At 65.4% G+C, this 15796-nt stretch carries 14 protein-coding genes; 9 read left to right on the top strand and 5 right to left on the bottom strand.

Annotated features, from left to right (window positions below; genetic code table 11):
• Complete coding sequence (locus IEV64_RS14535) at nt 1–1800, bottom strand: ABC transporter substrate-binding protein (RefSeq protein WP_188424217.1); 1800 nt, start codon at nt 1798–1800, stop codon at nt 1–3.
• Between the two features lie 173 nt (nt 1801–1973).
• A complete protein-coding gene (locus tag IEV64_RS14530; RefSeq protein WP_007274241.1) occupies nt 1974–2195 on the bottom strand; it encodes a hypothetical protein in 222 nt (73 codons plus the stop codon).
• Between the two features lie 108 nt (nt 2196–2303).
• Here IEV64_RS14530 and IEV64_RS14525 point away from each other — a divergent pair, with 108 nt between their 5' ends.
• The gene (locus IEV64_RS14525) at nt 2304–2765 is read left to right on the top strand and encodes a universal stress protein (RefSeq protein ID WP_188424216.1); all 462 of its coding nucleotides are present in this window, start codon (nt 2304–2306) and stop codon (nt 2763–2765) included.
• A gap of 81 nt (nt 2766–2846) precedes the next feature.
• Here IEV64_RS14525 and IEV64_RS14520 read toward each other — a convergent pair whose 3' ends face one another.
• A complete protein-coding gene (locus IEV64_RS14520) occupies nt 2847–3686 on the bottom strand; it encodes an NAD-dependent epimerase/dehydratase family protein (RefSeq protein ID WP_188424215.1) in 840 nt (279 codons plus the stop codon).
• 226 nt (nt 3687–3912) lie between these two features.
• On the opposite strand from IEV64_RS14520, the gene IEV64_RS14515 reads away from it, so the two are divergent.
• The 4 genes from IEV64_RS14515 (at nt 3913) to xacF (ending at nt 9118) form a co-directional block, all read left to right on the top strand.
• The gene (locus IEV64_RS14515; RefSeq protein WP_188424214.1) at nt 3913–4851 is read left to right on the top strand and encodes a dihydrodipicolinate synthase family protein; all 939 of its coding nucleotides are present in this window, start codon (nt 3913–3915) and stop codon (nt 4849–4851) included.
• A 636-nt stretch (nt 4852–5487) separates the two neighbouring features.
• Nucleotides 5488–6522 (top strand): SGNH/GDSL hydrolase family protein, encoded by a 1035-nt coding sequence (locus IEV64_RS14510; RefSeq protein ID WP_188424213.1) that lies wholly within the window; start codon nt 5488–5490, stop codon nt 6520–6522.
• Nucleotides 6523–6620: 98 nt separating this feature from the next.
• A complete protein-coding gene (locus tag IEV64_RS14505) occupies nt 6621–7529 on the top strand; it encodes an AEC family transporter (protein WP_007274246.1) in 909 nt (302 codons plus the stop codon).
• 137 nt (nt 7530–7666) lie between these two features.
• Nucleotides 7667–9118 (top strand): 2,5-dioxovalerate dehydrogenase, encoded by a 1452-nt coding sequence (gene xacF, locus IEV64_RS14500; RefSeq protein ID WP_188424212.1) that lies wholly within the window; start codon nt 7667–7669, stop codon nt 9116–9118.
• 19 nt (nt 9119–9137) lie between these two features.
• Here the strand turns inward: xacF and IEV64_RS14495 are convergent, their stop codons facing one another.
• Complete coding sequence (locus tag IEV64_RS14495; RefSeq protein WP_004968552.1) at nt 9138–9911, bottom strand: IclR family transcriptional regulator; 774 nt, start codon at nt 9909–9911, stop codon at nt 9138–9140.
• A 188-nt stretch (nt 9912–10099) separates the two neighbouring features.
• On the opposite strand from IEV64_RS14495, the gene IEV64_RS14490 reads away from it, so the two are divergent.
• Nucleotides 10100–11167 (top strand): glycoside hydrolase family 88/105 protein, encoded by a 1068-nt coding sequence (locus IEV64_RS14490; RefSeq protein WP_188424211.1) that lies wholly within the window; start codon nt 10100–10102, stop codon nt 11165–11167.
• 98 nt (nt 11168–11265) lie between these two features.
• On the top strand, nt 11266–12363 hold the full coding sequence (locus tag IEV64_RS14485) for a Gfo/Idh/MocA family protein (RefSeq protein ID WP_188424210.1): 1098 nt from the start codon (nt 11266–11268) through the stop codon (nt 12361–12363).
• Nucleotides 12364–12906: 543 nt separating this feature from the next.
• On the opposite strand, the gene IEV64_RS14480 is transcribed toward IEV64_RS14485, so the two are convergent.
• The gene (locus IEV64_RS14480; RefSeq protein WP_007274250.1) at nt 12907–13209 is read right to left on the bottom strand and encodes an L-rhamnose mutarotase; all 303 of its coding nucleotides are present in this window, start codon (nt 13207–13209) and stop codon (nt 12907–12909) included.
• 79 nt (nt 13210–13288) lie between these two features.
• On the opposite strand from IEV64_RS14480, the gene rhcC reads away from it, so the two are divergent.
• Both rhcC and IEV64_RS14470 read left to right on the top strand, forming a co-directional pair.
• The gene (gene rhcC, locus IEV64_RS14475; protein ID WP_188424209.1) at nt 13289–14158 is read left to right on the top strand and encodes an L-rhamnono-1,4-lactonase; all 870 of its coding nucleotides are present in this window, start codon (nt 13289–13291) and stop codon (nt 14156–14158) included.
• Nucleotides 14159–14372: 214 nt separating this feature from the next.
• Nucleotides 14373–15749: an ABC transporter substrate-binding protein gene (locus IEV64_RS14470; protein ID WP_004041049.1), complete on the top strand. Its 1377-nt coding sequence runs from the start codon at nt 14373–14375 to the stop codon at nt 15747–15749.
• Nucleotides 15750–15796: the final 47 nt, after the last annotated feature.

The following is a 15796-nucleotide window of genomic DNA, read 5'->3' as shown; positions in this document are numbered from 1 at the left end:
TCACTGCGAGTTGGAGCTAATCCATCCGTTCTTGAACGAGAACTCGCCCGGCCGGTTCGTGTTGAGTTCGTAGTCGTCGCCCGTCGGCATGGAGAAGTCCCGCGTGTCGCCCCAGTAGCCGGAGTCCTCCTCGACGAAGACGAAGTCGGGAAGCGCGTAGTTGAACCACTGGACGAGGTCGCGGGTCCGCTCTTTGACCTGTTCTGCCGACTCGGAGTTCGGCAGGTCGTTCATCAGCTGTGCGGGCTGAATCTCCTTGCCGCTCCCCGAGATTTCGGTCGCGCCGACCTCGCTCGGGATGGTCGTCGTGAAGGGCTTGCCCGTCGGACCGGTCTCGTTCCCGCTGGAGGGGTCGCCGACCTCGATGCCGTAGAAGTTGTTCGAGAAGTACGCCGTCGGGTGCCAAAGCGCCTTCGCGACGTGCCATATCCAGAAGATGTCCGCCTCGTACGTTTGGAGGCGCTGGTAGTAGTCGGTCGAGCTGACCGTGCTAATCTCGGTCTGGAGGCCGAACGCGTTGAGCTGGTCGTTGAAGACCTTCGTCGCCTGCACCTGGGTGTTGTTGTTCTGCGTGAGCACGGTGAAGGTGAACGACTCGCCGTTCGGGTCGACCCACGTGCCGTTTTCCTTGGTGTAGCCGGCGTCTTCGAGCAGTTGCGTCGCGGCGTCGAGGTCCTTGCCCACCGGGTAGTCGATGAGCTGGTCGACGAACTCCTCGCCGAGGTACTCCTCGTGAATCGTCGAGCGCAGTGCCGTCTGGTTCTCGGCGGGCGCGCCGACGGTTCCGGCCTGTCGCATCGCGGCGACCATCGACTCGAAGTCGACCGCGTTGACGATGGCGCGTCGGACGGGAAGCCGCGCGATGTGCTCGTTTTTGAAGTTGAACGTGAACTTCTGCGTGCGGAACCAGTTGAGCCGGTAGACGTTCTCGATGTTGTCCGGGTACCGAGACTGCTGGGACTCCGACATGAGCACGTCGGGGTTCATGTCGAGCTGGTCGTTCACCGACAGCGACTCCACGTCGGCGGTCGTCTCGGGGATGATGCGCACCTTCGGGATGTCCGTGCGACTCGCGTACGGGTGGTCTTCGAACTTCTCGAGGACGGTCTCCGAGGAGTTGAAGCCGGTGACGCGGTACAGCGCGTTGCCGAGCCCCTCGTCGATGAGCTGTTGGGTCGTGATGCTCATGTCGAGGAGGTCGCTCGTCACGCTCTCGCGCTCGCTCTCGCTCGACGCTTCCTCGTAGCGGGTGAGGTACTCGCGGTAAATCGACCGCGGGGTGTTGACGAACGTCTCGGCGACGTTCGCCTTCATCAGGTTGGGCGAGACGGCCGTCTTGAACGTCCGCTCGATGGTGTAGTCGTCGACCAGCGTGTTGCTCTCGATGGGCGACTGCTCGGGCGACTGCAGGCGGTCGATTTCGAGGCCGATGTAGTAGTCTTCGGCCGTCAGGTCGTCGCCGTTCCACCACTTGAACCCCTCGGGGAACGTCAGCGTGAGGGTCCGCCCGTCGACGGTCATGTCTTCGAGCAGGTCGGGTCGGACCGTCCCGTCGGCGTAGCCGCGCGCGACTTCCTCGAACAGTTGGTCCTGCAGGGTGTGCGCGTAGTTGCCGAGGCTGTACCGGTTGAACTGCACGTCGGTCGCGGGTCGGCCCGCGGGGTAATCGAGGGTGTCGTCGGCGAGGCTCGCCCCGGATTCGGTGTTCGTGCCTCCGTCCGTGCCGTCTTCGCCGCCTCCGTCTTCGGTCGTCTGCCCCGAACTATCGAAACAGCCGGCCAGTCCAGCCGTCCCGGCCACCGCCCCGTACTTGATAAGGTCTCGTCTACTCCAGTTGGTTGAACGCTTTCCAGCCATGCGGTATCATCTATCATGATACTCCCGGTTAATATAGATACTGGATTTACCCATACTGACCATGATAGAGAAAATACCTGTTCTGCTCGGTCACGACGGTCGCGTCGGCGTCCCCGTCACGCGCTCCTCGCCGTCCACAGCAACAGTCCGAGCATCAGGACCGCTAACCCGCAGAACGTCGTCAGCTGGAGATAGACGAGCGCGTGAGTCGTCGTCCCCGGCTCGATAGACGGAAGCGAGACGAGAAGCAGGGCGATGGAGGCGAGCGAGATGACGAGGACGAACTTCATCCGGGTCTCGTAATCGCGGAGCACGTCGGCGAGACTCGTTTCGGGCATGTCTGCGTAGAGTACCGCGGTGTATTTCAGTATACTGCCCCGGCCAGCCTCACCCTCGCCGTCCCTTTCCCCGGTAGACTTAGATAAGGCGAGACGGAATGGGGGTGCATGGATAGAGGCTTAGTACTCATCGAGAACACCGACTCGCACGCCGACCTCCTGCGGGAGGCCAGAGAACACGCGCTGGGCGCGGACGCCGACCTCGTCCTCCTCGTCACGCTCACCGAAGACGAGTTCGAGGAGACCCAGGAGGTCCTCGACACCATCGGCGACGTCGAACACACGTCGTACACGGAACAGGACGCCTTCCGGGGCGCGGTGAACGACGCCGAGGAAGTCGCCCGAGAGGTCTTCGGGACCGACGACGAGGTGTCCTACGACATCGTCCCGCGAATCGCCAGTGAGAAAGAGCGTGCCGAGACGGTCATCGAAGTCGCAGAAGCGGAGGGCGCAGACCACGTGTTCATCCTCGGTCGGAACCGGTCGCCGACCGGGAAGGCGCTGTTCGGCGACCTCGCGCAGTTCGTGATTCTCAACTTCGACGGCTACGTGACGCTTCACACCGAGTGAGCGCCGCCGCGGCGGACTGACCCGACTCTCGTTTTTTCTGACCCCGCGACCGCGTAGTCGCCTGTACTCGGACGTTCGAGACTACTCCGGCGGGCTGTCCCACTCCTCGCCGTCGTCCTGCGGGTGGTAGCCGATTTGCGAGCGGGCGTGTTCGAGGTCGTACCATCGGCGCTGGTTGTCGCTCACGCCGCTGAAGATACCGAACTCGACGGTGTCGTCCTGCAGACAGCAGTCGATTTCGTGGGCGAAGTCGCGGCGGGACTGCCACATCGCCTTCATGCGACCGACGGTCTCCTCGTACTCGGCGCTCCCGCGCTCGAACTCGCCGTTCTCGACGGCGGCCTCGGCGTCGCCGTAGGGGTGGTCGTACTCGGGCATCCGGACACTGCACACCCGGAGGGCGTAGAACTGCTTGGGGTATTCGTAGTTCTCGACGTAGTACCGGCCCATGTCCTCGCCGTAGGCCTTCGACGCGCCGTAGAACGAGTCGGGGCGGACGGGGTCTTCGTGGCCGATGACGAGGCCGTGACCCGGCTCGTAAATCTCGGGGGAGAACTCGTCCTCGTAGCCGCCCATGACGTGGTTGGTCGAGAGGAGGACGAACGACTCGATTTCGTTCTCGCGGGCGACTTCGAGCGCGTTGTACATCCCGATGATGTTGGGCTCGAAGACGTCCTCCCACGTGCCGTCGGTGTAGGGGTACGCCGCCATGTGGATCATGGCGTCCTGTCCCGCCGCGGCGTCGTTGAGGGCGTCGTAGTCGGACACGTCGCCGACGACGGTGTCGTAGCCGCCGTAGGGGTGGTCGTCGGGTCGGTCGGAGCGGTTGAAGTACGTGAAGTCGTAGTCGTCGTCGTCGTGCAGGTGGTCTATGACTGCGGTGCCGCACCGGCCATAGACGCCGGTCATCAAGACGTCCATACGAATCCACTCTGACCAAATCGTAATAAATTGATGGGTGACCGCGAAATCCGACTTCGCGCCGGCGTCGCTCGTCGGCCGGGAGTCGACCCCCCGACCGTTTCGATAGTTCACAAAGCCTGACTGTTGATTCGCGGATGGGCCACTCGCGGGCGCTCTCGCGCGCGAACACCGGATTCAGGGGTTGACGATGCCTTTATCACGGTTGACTCAGATTGACTGTACCATGCCACTCGCAGACGACCGTGTACGTAGTCGTCTCCGTGGCGTCGCCGTCGGCTTGCTCACGCCGTTCGACGACGACCTGGAGATCGAACACGACAAACTCGAAGCTAACGCGAAGTCGCTTTCCGGCGACGGTATCTCGTCGTTCCTCGCGGCCGCGAACATCAGCGAATATCACTCGCTGACCCAACAGGAGCGCGTCGACGTGACGGAGACGAGCGTCGAAGCGCTCCCCGACAGCGCCTGCGTCCTCGCCGGCGTCGGCGGGTCGACGAAGGCCGCGACCGACCTGATGGAAGCCTACGACCGCATCGGCGTGGACGCGATGATGGTCATGCCGCCGGACCACACTTACGTCCACGAGCGCGGACTGCTCCGCTACTACGAGAAGCTCGACGCCGCGACCGACACGCCGCTCGTACCCTACGTCCGCGGCTTCGACCCCTCGGTCTCTTTCCTCCGCGACCTCTCGCGCATCGAGGGCGTCGTCGGCGTCAAGTACGCCATCGAGGACCCGGTCAAACTCGGCTCGGCCGTCGCCGCCGCGGACGACGACGTGGTCTGGGTGGACGGCCTCGCCGAACCCTTCGCCGTCTCGTTTTGGAACGAGGGTATCGAGGGCTTCTCGGCGGGCGTCAGCAACTTCCGCCCGGAAATCGGCCTCGCGCTGTTCGACGCGCTCACCGAGGAGAACTGGGAGCGCGCCCGCGAGATTCGCGACCTGACGCTTCCGTTCCAAGCCCTCCGCGGCGAGACGGGCCAGGACAACGACCTCCCCGGCGCGATAAGCGTCCCGGTGGTGAAGAAGGGGCTCGAACTGGCCGGCCTGCACGGCGGGTCGGTCCGCGAGCCGATTCGGTCGCTGTCGGCCGAAGACGAGCGCCGCGCCGAGGAACTGTACGAGGAACTCGACGACGGTATCGCCCGCGTCATCGACTGACCGACGGCCCGACCCGAGCGCGCCCGACGATCCGGACCGCACCGAAACCGACTGCACCACCCACACTGCCTGACGCCTCCCGACTGCGCCCGTCGGGGCACCCCCAACCGCCTTCTGCCGTCTCACCGCCGAGTCGCTTCCGCGCCGCTGTCCTCCGCATCTCTGTTCTTCTTCGACACCGTGCCGTCCTCCCGGCCGCGACGGTCAGCCACGCTCGCTTGCGTCCGACGGCGGAGCGGGTGAACCGGCCGAACCGACCGTCACGGCGTCGTCGTATTCTCGCGCGGCGTTCGCGGGTGGGGAACGGACTCCCGGCGAATTATGCCCGATTATTCATCTGCAATGGTTTCCCTGTTCCCACCTTGCGAACGTGCTTGTTCGAGGTCTGTAACTCCGGAATACGAGTGAATCGGTGATTTATCGCTTCCGGACAGTCGTCCGGCGTCGACGCCCAACGCGCGAATTCGGAGCCACAGTCGCCAGACTATTACAATCGTACGTCTGTAATTTTCCCGCCTCGGGAACCCGACTGCCGAATCGGGCTTCTTTCGCCCCGAGTCCCGCGGCGCTCGTCGCCGCGTGTCGGCGGTCGGAGGTAGGGATAAGTAGGTGCGGCGTGTGCGTGACTCACACGGCATGCAGCACGACGATATCCAGCACGACGACGTTCAGTTCCACAACGTCAGGGCGCTCCAGCGGGTCAGACCGCACGAGGGACTTCGACTGCTCCGCGTCCCGGAGGCCGTCAGGAGCGGCCTGAACACCGGCGCGCAGACGCGGATGTCCCACCCGGCTGGGACCGAGATTCGGTTCGTCCCCGAGGAGACGGTTCGAATCACGCTCTCCTCCGAGGAGCGAAACAGCCTCGTTCGCCCGTTCTGGGGGGACTTTCAGGCCAGCGGCGAGGAGTTCACGCTCGGGCCGGAACCGAAGACGGTGGAACTGTCTCTCCCGGAGTCGCTTTCCGACCTCGACCCGGTGGCGACCGGCGAGATGCGCTACGCGCCCGAGGTGTGTCGACTCGTCTTCCCCGGCGACCACCGCGGCGGCCACATCTACTATCACGACGTCGAGGGCGCGTGCCGGCCGCCGACCGCCGACGAGGTGCCGAGCCTCCGATACCTCGCGTACGGAACGTCGATTACCGAGGGCGAGGCCCCGTCGGCGGAGATGCTCACGTACGTCAACCAGACGGCTCGCCGACTGGGCGCGGACCCGATAAACCTCGGCTCCTGCGGGACCGCCTACTGCGACCCCGCGATGGCCGACCACATCGCCGCCCGCGACGACTGGGACGTGGCGACGCTCTCGCTTTCGGTGAACATGGTCGGTCGATTCTCGCCCGACGAGTTCCGCGAGCGGGCCGCTGACATGGTCGAGACCGTCGCCGCGGCGAACCCGACCAAACCCGTCGCCTGCATCACGCTGTTCCCGCACGTGCGCGAGTATCAACGGGACCACGAGGAGGCGACGCTGTCCGAGACGTTCCGCGACCACCTCCGCGACGTGGTCGCCGACTGCGGCTACGACAACGTCCACCTCGTGGAGGGACCGGACCTCCTGCCGACCGCCAGCGGGATGACGACCGACCTCGTCCACCCCGGCGACGACGCGATGATTCGCATCGGCGAGCGCCTCGCGCGCGAGCTCGAATCCCTCATGGACGATTAACTAGAATCCGTGCGATTCAGGCGCTCTCGTGCTCGAATTATCCGAACGAAATCTCCGCGAGCGTAACACGGAAGGACCCCCCTGTTCGATGGGAGGGTATGACCGTCGCCGCAAATCTGGGCTACATGCTCGGGGTGCTCTGCCTCGGGGCGCTAGCGAAGCGTCTCGGCCTCCTCGACAGCGGCCGTCGCGACAAACTCACGTTCTTCGCGTTCGCCTTCGCGCTCCCCGCGCTCGTGTTCACCTCGACGTACGACCAGCCGATTCGCGAGGTCATCGAGCCGACGCTCCTGCTGGGCTTCTGGCTCGTCCTCTTCACCATGCTCGCCGTCGGCTGGGTCGTCCACCGCCGGGTGTCGCCGGACTCGGTTCGGAGCGTCGCCATCGTCCAGTCGTACTACTCGAACCTCGGCTTCCTCGGTCTCCCGCTCGTCAGTTCGACGTTCGGCTCGCTGGCGTCGGCGAAGGCGGCCGTCATCCTCGGCGTCGGCGCGCTCACCCACGTCCCGCTGACTATCAGCGTCCTCGTGCTCGTCAACGGCGCTGACGTGTCGTTCAGAGAGGAGTTCGTCGGCGTGCTCAAGACGCCGGTCATCCCGGCGCTCGTGTTGGGCCTCGTTTTCTCCGGGCTCGGCCTCGGCGTCCCCGGCGTCCTCCTGACGGGCCTCGACGCGCTCGCCTCGCTCGCGCTCCCCGTGGCACTGCTCTCCATCGGGGCGTCGCTCACGATTTCCACCGAGTCGTTCGACTTCCGCACCGTCGGCGCCGTCGTCGGGAGCAAGGTCGTTCTGATGCCGCTTCTCGCCTTCGCGGTGTTCTCGACGTTCGCGTCGAGTTGGTCGACGGTCCAAGCCGGCGTGACGATGCTCGCGACGCCGACCGCCGTCTCGTCGTTCGTCTACGCGAACGAACTCGGCGGCGACGCCGACCTCGCGTCGATGAACGTGTTCGCCACCACCGCCGTCTCGGTCGCGACGCTCTTCGTCGTCCTCCAGTTCCTTCTCTGAGGCGGCGGCTCGTCGCTCTTTCTTTGAACGGTCCGAATTCGCGTTGCTCACGCCCTGAGTTGCCCACGAGCGCACAGCGAGCATCCACGTTCGGCATGAGAAGCTTACTTAGTGATGGGTGTGCATGGCTAGGTCGAATGTCGAGAACCTACGGTAACTTCATCGACGGCGAATGGACAGACTCCCAGTCGGGAGAGACGTTCGAAGTCACGAACCCCGCGGCGGCCGGCGAAGTCGTCAGCGTCCACCCGGCGTCCTCCGAAGCGGACGTCGAGGCGGCGCTCGACGCGGCCGTCGCCGCACAGGACGAGTGGGCGTCGACGTCCGGCCCGTCCCGCGGCGCGGTGCTCCGCGAGGCCGGCAACAACCTCGAAGCGCGCAAGGAAGAGGCGACCGAGGTGCTCGTCCGCGAGGAGGGCAAGACGCGCTCCGAGGCGGGCGGCGAGGTACAGCGCGCCATCGATATCTTCCACTACTACGGCGCGAAGGCGCGGGACGTCGGCGGCACCGTCAAGTCCGCGAGCGCCCCCGGGAAGGACCTCTACACGAAGCACGAACCCCTCGGGACGGTCGCGCTCATCACGCCGTGGAACTACCCCATCGCCATCCCGGTCTGGAAGCTCGCCCCGGCGCTCGCCGCCGGCAACACCGCGGTCCTCAAGCCGGCGTCCGAGGCCCCGGGTGTCGTCTCTATCGTCCTCGAATGCCTCGACGACGCCGGACTCCCGGCCGGCGTGGCGAACGTCGTCACCGGGTCCGGGAGCGAGGTCGGCGGTCCGCTCATCGAGAGCGAGCACGTCGACGGCGTCTCCTTCACCGGGAGCACCGCCGTGGGGACGATGGTCGCCGAGACGGCCGCCGTCGACCTCACGCGCGTCCAGTGCGAGATGGGCGGTAAGAACCCGACCGTCGTGATGCCCAGCGCGGACATCGAAGACGCCGCCGAGACCGTCGGCGTCGGCGCGTTCGGCACGACCGGCCAGTCGTGTACGGCCACCTCGCGCGCTATCGTCCACGAAGACGTCTACGACGAGTTCGTCGCGGCCGTCTCGGACTACGCCGAGTCGCTCGTCGTCGGCGACGGACTGGACGACCCCGACATGGGCCCGCACGTCTCCGAGAACGAACTGTCTTCCACGCTCGAATACATCGACATCGGCTCCGCCGAGGGCGCGACGCTCGAAGCCGGCGGGGGCAGGCTCTCCGGCGACGACTACGACGACGGCTACTTCGTCGAGCCGACGGTGTTCTCCGGCGTCGAAAACGACGCTCGCATCGCCCAAGAGGAGATTTTCGGCCCCGTGCTGGCGGTCGTCGAGGCCGACTCGTTCGAGAACGCGCTCGACCTCGCCAACGACGTCGACTACGGCCTGTCGGCCAGCATCGTCACGCAGGACCTCAGCGAGGGCAAGCGCTTCGTCAACGAGGTCGAAGCGGGCGTCGCGAAAATCAACGAGAAGACGACCGGCCTCGAACTCCACGTCCCCTTCGGCGGCTACAAGGACTCGTCGACCAACACGTACCGCGAGCAGGGCGACGCCGGACTCGACTTCTTCTCGTCGGTGAAGACCATCTACGAGAACTACTGAGCCGCGGGCCCCCGCGCGCTCAGGAGAACTTCGTGTTCAGTTCGATGACGTTCGCGGCGCTCCGGACGTAGTCCGCGAGTTCGCCGTGCAGGCGGTCTTCGGTGAACCGACTCGACGGACCGGTGATGCTTATCGCGCCGAGAATCGTCTCGTCGTTCTTGACGGGCGCGGAGACGCACCGCAGGCCGTCGATGTTCTCCTCGTCGTCGATGCCGTACCCCTGCTCGCGAATCGTTTCGAGCTCCGCGAACAGCTCTTCGGGCCCGGTGATGGTGTTTGCCGTCTTGGGTTCGTACTCCATCGCCGCCGCGATTTCCTCGATGCGCTCGGGGGGCAGGTACGCGAGAATCGTCTTGCCGAGCGACGTGGAGTACATCGGCTGTTGGGTCCCCACCCGCGACAGCGTCTCGACGGCGTGTTCCCCCTGCGCCTTGTGGAGATACGACACCTTGCCGTACTCCTCGACGCCGAACTGGACGATTTCCCCCGTCTCCTCGGCCAGCGAGTCGACCTCCTTCTGGACGATGTCGAAGTTGCCTATCTGGTCGCGGACGTGCGAGGCGACGTCGAGAAAGCGCAGGCCGAGACGGTAGCCGTCGCCCTCGCGCACGATGACGCGCCGCTCTTCGAGCGTTCGGAGGTGGCTGTGGACCGTGCTCTTCGAGTGGCCGAGTTCGTCGGCGATTCGCGTCACCCCGATGCCCGCCTCCTCCTGCAGGAGGTCGATGATATTGAACGCTATCTGGACCGAGCGGATGGTCCGGCCGGGGCGTTTGTTCGGTTGGGGGCTCATGGTGTGACAGTCGAACCAGAGCCGTATATATTTGTTCCCGCCTGGGGAACGTGCTGGCTCGGGCGACCGGGAGTCCCGAAGCGCGTCCCGGCCGGCTGGTTGACGCACGCGCCGGGCGAACCGCGGTGGCACGCGGGGTATGGGATACATTTTTCATCCCCGCACGTCTTCGTGTGGGTACTGTACCCATGCCAGCAGACGAGCTTACACCAGTCCAGCGCGCCGCGTCGTATCTCCGGTCGCTGGACATCGACGGTCAGTCATGGATTACCGGCGTCGCTATCAACGGCCTGCTCGCCGAGGGGGGAGACGAGTCGGTCGAGCGCGCGAAGCACCTCGTCGACACCGCGGTGGCGACCCAGAACGACGCCGGGCAGTTGAGCTACGGCCCGAGCTACCCGATAGAGGTCTTCAGCCACGGCCGCGAGTACGAGGCGAGCTGGGAGCTGACCGTCAAGAAGTGCATGAACACGAACAACAGCACCGCCATCGGTCACGGCGTCCTCGACTTCTACGACCGCACGGGCGAGGACCGCTACCTCGACGCGGCCGAACGCGCCTACGAGTCGCTTCTGTCCTTCGACCGGACCGAAGACGGCGGCATCCCTCACCACGACCCCGACCTCGCGGGCATCAAGTCGCTGTGGATAGACTCCGTCTACATGATGTGCCCGTTCCTCGCGCGCTACGGCGCGGCCGCGGGCGACGACGCCGCCTTCGACGAGGCGGTCGAGCAGATTCTGATTCACGCCGCGCACCTCCGCGACGGCCACACGGGGCTGTTCCGACACATCTGGGTCGAACAGCCGAACCACTACCCGCAGGGCGCGTTCTGGGCGCGCGGCAACGGCTGGGCCGCCGCCGCGTCGGCTGACGTGCTCGAACGGCTCCCTGAGGACCACCCGAAGCGCGACGACCTCCTCGACCTGTTCCGGTCGCACTGCGAGGCGCTCCTCCCGCTTCAGGACGGCAGTGGCTTCTGGCACAACCTCGTCGACGACCCGCACACGCCGCTTGAGTCGTCGGGGACGCTCATGTTCGCCTACGCGTTCGCCCGCGGTATCGACCTCGGTCTCCTCGACGAGGAGACCTACCGCCGACCCGCCGAAGACGGGCTCGCGGCCGTCTCCCGCGTCGTCGGCGAGGAGGGCGCGGTCAACCGCGTCGCCGGCCCGCCGGGCGGGCCCGAGGCGCCCCTGACGGACACGCCCTACGGGCAGGGCTGGTTCCTGATGGCCGCGGCCGCGCTCGACTGAGGGTCCGACCCGTCTTTCGTTTTGGCCCGCTCGGGGCCGGCACCACAGTTATACGCCCCGGCATACATTGACAGACGAACGCGAGCGACACAAACACTATGACCTACCACGCAGGCATCATCGGCACGGGCGGAATCGCAGGGATGGGCATCCTCGGCATGCACGACGAGGGGGCCATCGGCAGAGAGAAAATCGACGCGAGCCACGCGGGCGGCTACGCCGCGACCGACGACATCGAACTCGTCGCCGTCGCCGACGTGGACGAGTCGAAACTGGACACCTTCGGCGAGGCGTGGGACATCCCCGCCGACCGCCGGTACGTCGGCCACGAGGCGATGCTCGACGCCGAGGACCTCGACGCCGTGTCGGTCTGCACGCCGTCGTTCCTCCACCGCGACCACGTCGTCGACGCCGCGCGCTCCGCGGCCGACCCCTCAGTCGTCTGGTGCGAGAAACCCATCGCGTCGTCCGTCAGCGACGCCGAGGAGATGGTCGAAGTCTGCGACGAGACCGACACGGAACTCGTCGTCAACCACTCCTTTCGGTTCACGGACAAGCTTCGCCGACTCCGCGACCTCGTCCGCGAGGAGGGCATCCTCGGCGACGTGAAGTCCGTGAGCGCGCAGTACCGCATGGAGCTCATGCGGAACTCCACGCACGTCCTCGACACGCTCGTCTACCTCCTCGACGCGCGGGCCTCGCGGGTGAGCGGCCACATCACCGGCGAGAACGAGGCGCTCGACGCGTTGGACGCCACGGAGTCGGTCGACGACGCCGGTGGCGGCGGACACGTCGTCATGGACGACGGCACGTTCGTCACGGTAGACTGCACAATTCCGCGCGATATCTCGTCGATGACGCTGAGCTTCATCGGCACCGAGGGCAAGCTCTACATGAACAACGACGATGGCGAGTGGCGCTACTGGTCGCTCGAAGACGGCGAACACGTCGAGCGACCGCTCCCCGGCATCGAGGGCGCGTGGACGTGGGAGGACGACTACAAGGGGTCGTTCGCCAACGCGGCGGCCCACGTGCAGGACCTCCTCGACGGCGACGCCGAAAACTACTCGCCCGGCGTCGCGGCGACTCGCTCGCTCGAAATCATCGTCGGGTTCTACCTTTCGCACTACACCGACTCGACGGTCGACGTTCCGCTTCCGGGGCCGCTCCGCGAGGTGCCCATCACGTCGTGGTGAGTGCGGTCGGGTGATTAGTCGCTCACGCCGGAACGGTGTCCGGCATCACCGGACGCGAATCCGCGGTCGGAACTCTTCGGAGATACCGCGAATATCCGCGATAGATGCGGCGTCAGTACAGAAACGCGCCGTTTCGTGACACGCGACCACGGTGGTCGGTGTCGCCATCGATTCGAGACTGACCGCGAACTGTCTCTCAGAAGTCGACTGACCGGAGTTAGCTCTGAATTACAGTTCTATGAGCGTAATCTTTCGGGCGTATGGCCCGCCTCGAGGACGGGAACGTGCAATTATCGTCGTCGACCTCACCTCGACGGACGACCACCGCTGGTCGATTCAGTCCCGAATGAATTTCCGACACCACCGGACAGATATCCGGCAGGACCGGATTCGCAGAGAACTCCGAGAATCGTCCCGATATACGGGCTGATGCGGTCGAAAACGAGAGTCTATGGGGATTCATTCGATGGTGATGGTGTTGATAAATTCGGTCGGCACGACGTTTCGTCCGCCATGCCCGGACGTTTCTCGGGGCTTCGACCGTCAGACCATCCGGTAGACTTCCTCCATCCAACTGTCGTCGGTTTCGACGGTGATGCCGCTCATCTCCTCGGCCCAGTCGGCCTGCGCCTCGCTGTTGTCCATCACGTCTTGGATGGCCTCGGGGTCGTCGACTTCCATGAAGCCGAAGACGTGGCCGTCTTTCTCGAAGACGCTGTAGGTCTGCAGGCCGGCGTCGGAGTCCAAGTAGGCCGATTCGAGCGCCTCGGGGACGTTCTCGTGTTTCGTTCGGTACTCCTCTCGCTTGCCGTCTTCTATCTCCAAGTGGAACGCGATTCGCGCCATGCGGCCTCCGATTCGGCGGCACCCGTCTTAGCTTTTCGGCGGGTAAGATTTAGTACGGGGTCGGCCGTCGTCGACTGTAATGATAGATTCCCACACCCACGCGTGGGGTGCCGCGAGCCCGGAACACCCGTGGACCAACGGCCCCATCTTGGACCTCGTGGACAGCTTCGACGTACACACCGTCTACACCGCCGAGCGCCTGCTCGCCGACATGGACCGAAACGGCGTGGACGAGGCGGTCGTCGTGGGCTACCCTATCTGCGACTGGACGGACAACTGGTACACCCGACGGGTCGCCGCCGAGTACGACCGACTCCACGGCATCGTGATGCTCGACCCCTTCGCCGACGACGCGGTCGAGCGTCTCGACCGCTGTATGGAGACCGACGGCGTCCTCGGCTTCCGCCTCGGCGCGGCCTGCCCGTACGATCGCATGTGGGAGACGTTCGACCCGAGCGTGACGTGGCTCCGAGAGAGCGTCGAGGAGACCGCGTTCTGGGAGGCCGCGGTCGACCACGACGCGACCGTCCAGATTCTCTGCGACCACGGCCAACTCGACCAGGCGCTCGAACTCGTCGAGGCGTATCCCGAACTCACCTACCTGTTCGACCACTTCGCCCACGCCGGCCCCGAAACCCCCACCGACGAGGGGACGTTCGGCCGGTTCGCCGACCTCGCGGAACACGACTCGGTCGCGGTGAAGGTCTCGGAAATCGTCCACATGTCCGACTCGGCGTTTCCCTACGCCGACATGCACGACCACGTCCGGTGGCTCCTCGACACCTTCGGTCGCGAGCGGGTCGTCTGGGGCTCCGACTACCCCAACGTCAGCGACGTCGCCAGCTACGCCGAGGCGTGTAACTGGCTCAAGCAGGTCGACTCGCTGTCGGCGGCCGACCGGTCGTGGCTGACCGGGAAATCGTTCCGTCGGCACGTCGACCTCGGGTGAGCGTAACCGGTCGTCACCGCGTGCCTCGCTCGCACTGTCGTCGATCCGGTGGCTGAACTCTCCATCTCCGAATGACACCGGTATATTTATTATAATGAATCATAGTGGTTTGTAATGGCACATCATGACTGATAGTGGTTCACAGAACCGGCTCAGTAGGCGGCGGTACGTGACCGGACTCGGAGCAGGTCTCACAGCGGCACTAGCGGGTTGTATGGGTGGCGGGAACGGCGGTGGCAGTGGTTCCGATGGCGGTTCCGACGGGGGAGGCTCCGGCGGCGGTGGCGGCGACTCCGGGTCGCAGTCACTCGACTTCTGGCTGTTCGGCGGCATCCCCGCCGAACGTGAGTACATCAGTAACCACTACAGCAGTTACAGCGACCACGACGTCACCTACCAGCACCAAGAGTGGGGGCAGAAGTACCAGATTATCGCGTCCGCGGCGGCGAACAACAACCTCCCGGACGTGATGGCCGGCCAGACTCAGCAGATTCCGGATTACGTCGGCGCGAGCGCCATCCAACCGCTCGACCAAGAGCAGTTCGCCGACCAGTTGGAGGAGATAAACAGCCGGTTCATCCAGGCGAACGTCGACACGCAGATTTACGACAGCCTCGGCGACACCGAAGGAGAGCGGCAGTGGGGGCTTCCCGGCGGCTACGCCGACCTCGGTCCGTTCGTGGACATCCGAACCGACTACCTCGAACAGACGAGTTTCGACAGCCCGCCGCGCAACTGGGAGGAGCTCATCCAACTCGGCGAGGAGATGCAGGAGCTCGACGAGGTGTCGGCGGCGATTACCGCGCCGGGGACCGACTTCGGCCTGACGACCGGCTACTTCATCGGCTTCGTCTACGCCAACGGCGGTCGGTACTTCGACCCCGAGACGCTGGAGGCGACGGTCGACCAACCCGGCTTCGTCGACGCCGTCAGGCTCTATCAGGACATCGCCGAGGCCGGTCTGTTCCCCGACTCGATGGCCGAGAACGACCACATCGGTGCGGGACGGCTCCTCCGCGAGGGCGAGTCCGGCATCTTCATCACGTACTCCCACGCGAACGCGGTCTACCAGACGACCGGCGCGCCGCAGGCGTGGCTCGACGGCGAGGGCCACACCGTCACCCGCGCGCCGCTTCCGGACAGCCCGTCGGGGAGCTTCGAACCCCGCGACCTGCTCCTGCAGAACGCGCAGGGCTTCATGCTCGGCAACGGCACCGACTCGGAGGCCGAACTGCAGGCCGCCTTCGACTTCACCGAGTGGTGGAACTCCGAAGAACAGCTCGCGCCGTGGACCTACGACGCCGAGAACGACGTGGGCATCCGCGGGCGCGTCCCGACGCTCGAAAGCGCCTTCGAGGACCCGAGCGACCTCTTCCGGAGCCAGTTCGGCGACCTCGTGACGCTGTACGAGAACGACGACCTGTTCACGCGCACCTCGCGGTTCCCGTCGTTCTCGGGCATCGCGTCGGTCCAGAGCATCATCAACACCGAGGTCATCCAGCCGGTCGTCCTCGGCAACGCGACGGCAGAGGAGGCCTGTAGCGCCGCCAACGAATCGGTTCAGGAAGTCATCGACGAGGAGCTGGCCTGACGATGCGACTCGAACCGTCGCTCGAACGACGGCGGCCCAACGGCGGT

The organism is Haloferax sulfurifontis (genome assembly GCF_014635105.1).
GTDB lineage: Archaea > Halobacteriota > Halobacteria > Halobacteriales > Haloferacaceae > Haloferax > Haloferax denitrificans.
This window is presented reverse-complemented; position numbering and strand designations above follow the sequence as displayed.

Bases quoted from the DNA above. Each gene is read 5' to 3' on its own strand.
- IEV64_RS14470 (WP_004041049.1), top strand. From the start codon at position 14,373: ATGGGTGGCGGGAACGGCGGTGGCAGTGGTTCCGATGGCGGTTCCGAC.
- IEV64_RS14490 (WP_188424211.1), top strand. From the start codon at position 10,100: ATGCCAGCAGACGAGCTTACACCAGTCCAGCGCGCCGCGTCGTATCTC.
- IEV64_RS14495 (WP_004968552.1), bottom strand. From the start codon at position 9,911: ATGAGCCCCCAACCGAACAAACGCCCCGGCCGGACCATCCGCTCGGTC.
- IEV64_RS14485 (WP_188424210.1), top strand. From the start codon at position 11,266: ATGACCTACCACGCAGGCATCATCGGCACGGGCGGAATCGCAGGGATG.
- IEV64_RS14525 (WP_188424216.1), top strand. From the start codon at position 2,304: ATGGATAGAGGCTTAGTACTCATCGAGAACACCGACTCGCACGCCGAC.
- rhcC (WP_188424209.1), top strand. From the start codon at position 13,289: ATGATAGATTCCCACACCCACGCGTGGGGTGCCGCGAGCCCGGAACAC.
- IEV64_RS14505 (WP_007274246.1), top strand. From the start codon at position 6,621: ATGACCGTCGCCGCAAATCTGGGCTACATGCTCGGGGTGCTCTGCCTC.
- IEV64_RS14520 (WP_188424215.1), bottom strand. From the start codon at position 3,686: ATGGACGTCTTGATGACCGGCGTCTATGGCCGGTGCGGCACCGCAGTC.
- IEV64_RS14530 (WP_007274241.1), bottom strand. From the start codon at position 2,195: ATGCCCGAAACGAGTCTCGCCGACGTGCTCCGCGATTACGAGACCCGG.
- IEV64_RS14480 (WP_007274250.1), bottom strand. From the start codon at position 13,209: ATGGCGCGAATCGCGTTCCACTTGGAGATAGAAGACGGCAAGCGAGAG.
- IEV64_RS14515 (WP_188424214.1), top strand. From the start codon at position 3,913: ATGCCACTCGCAGACGACCGTGTACGTAGTCGTCTCCGTGGCGTCGCC.
- IEV64_RS14510 (WP_188424213.1), top strand. From the start codon at position 5,488: ATGCAGCACGACGATATCCAGCACGACGACGTTCAGTTCCACAACGTC.
- xacF (WP_188424212.1), top strand. From the start codon at position 7,667: ATGTCGAGAACCTACGGTAACTTCATCGACGGCGAATGGACAGACTCC.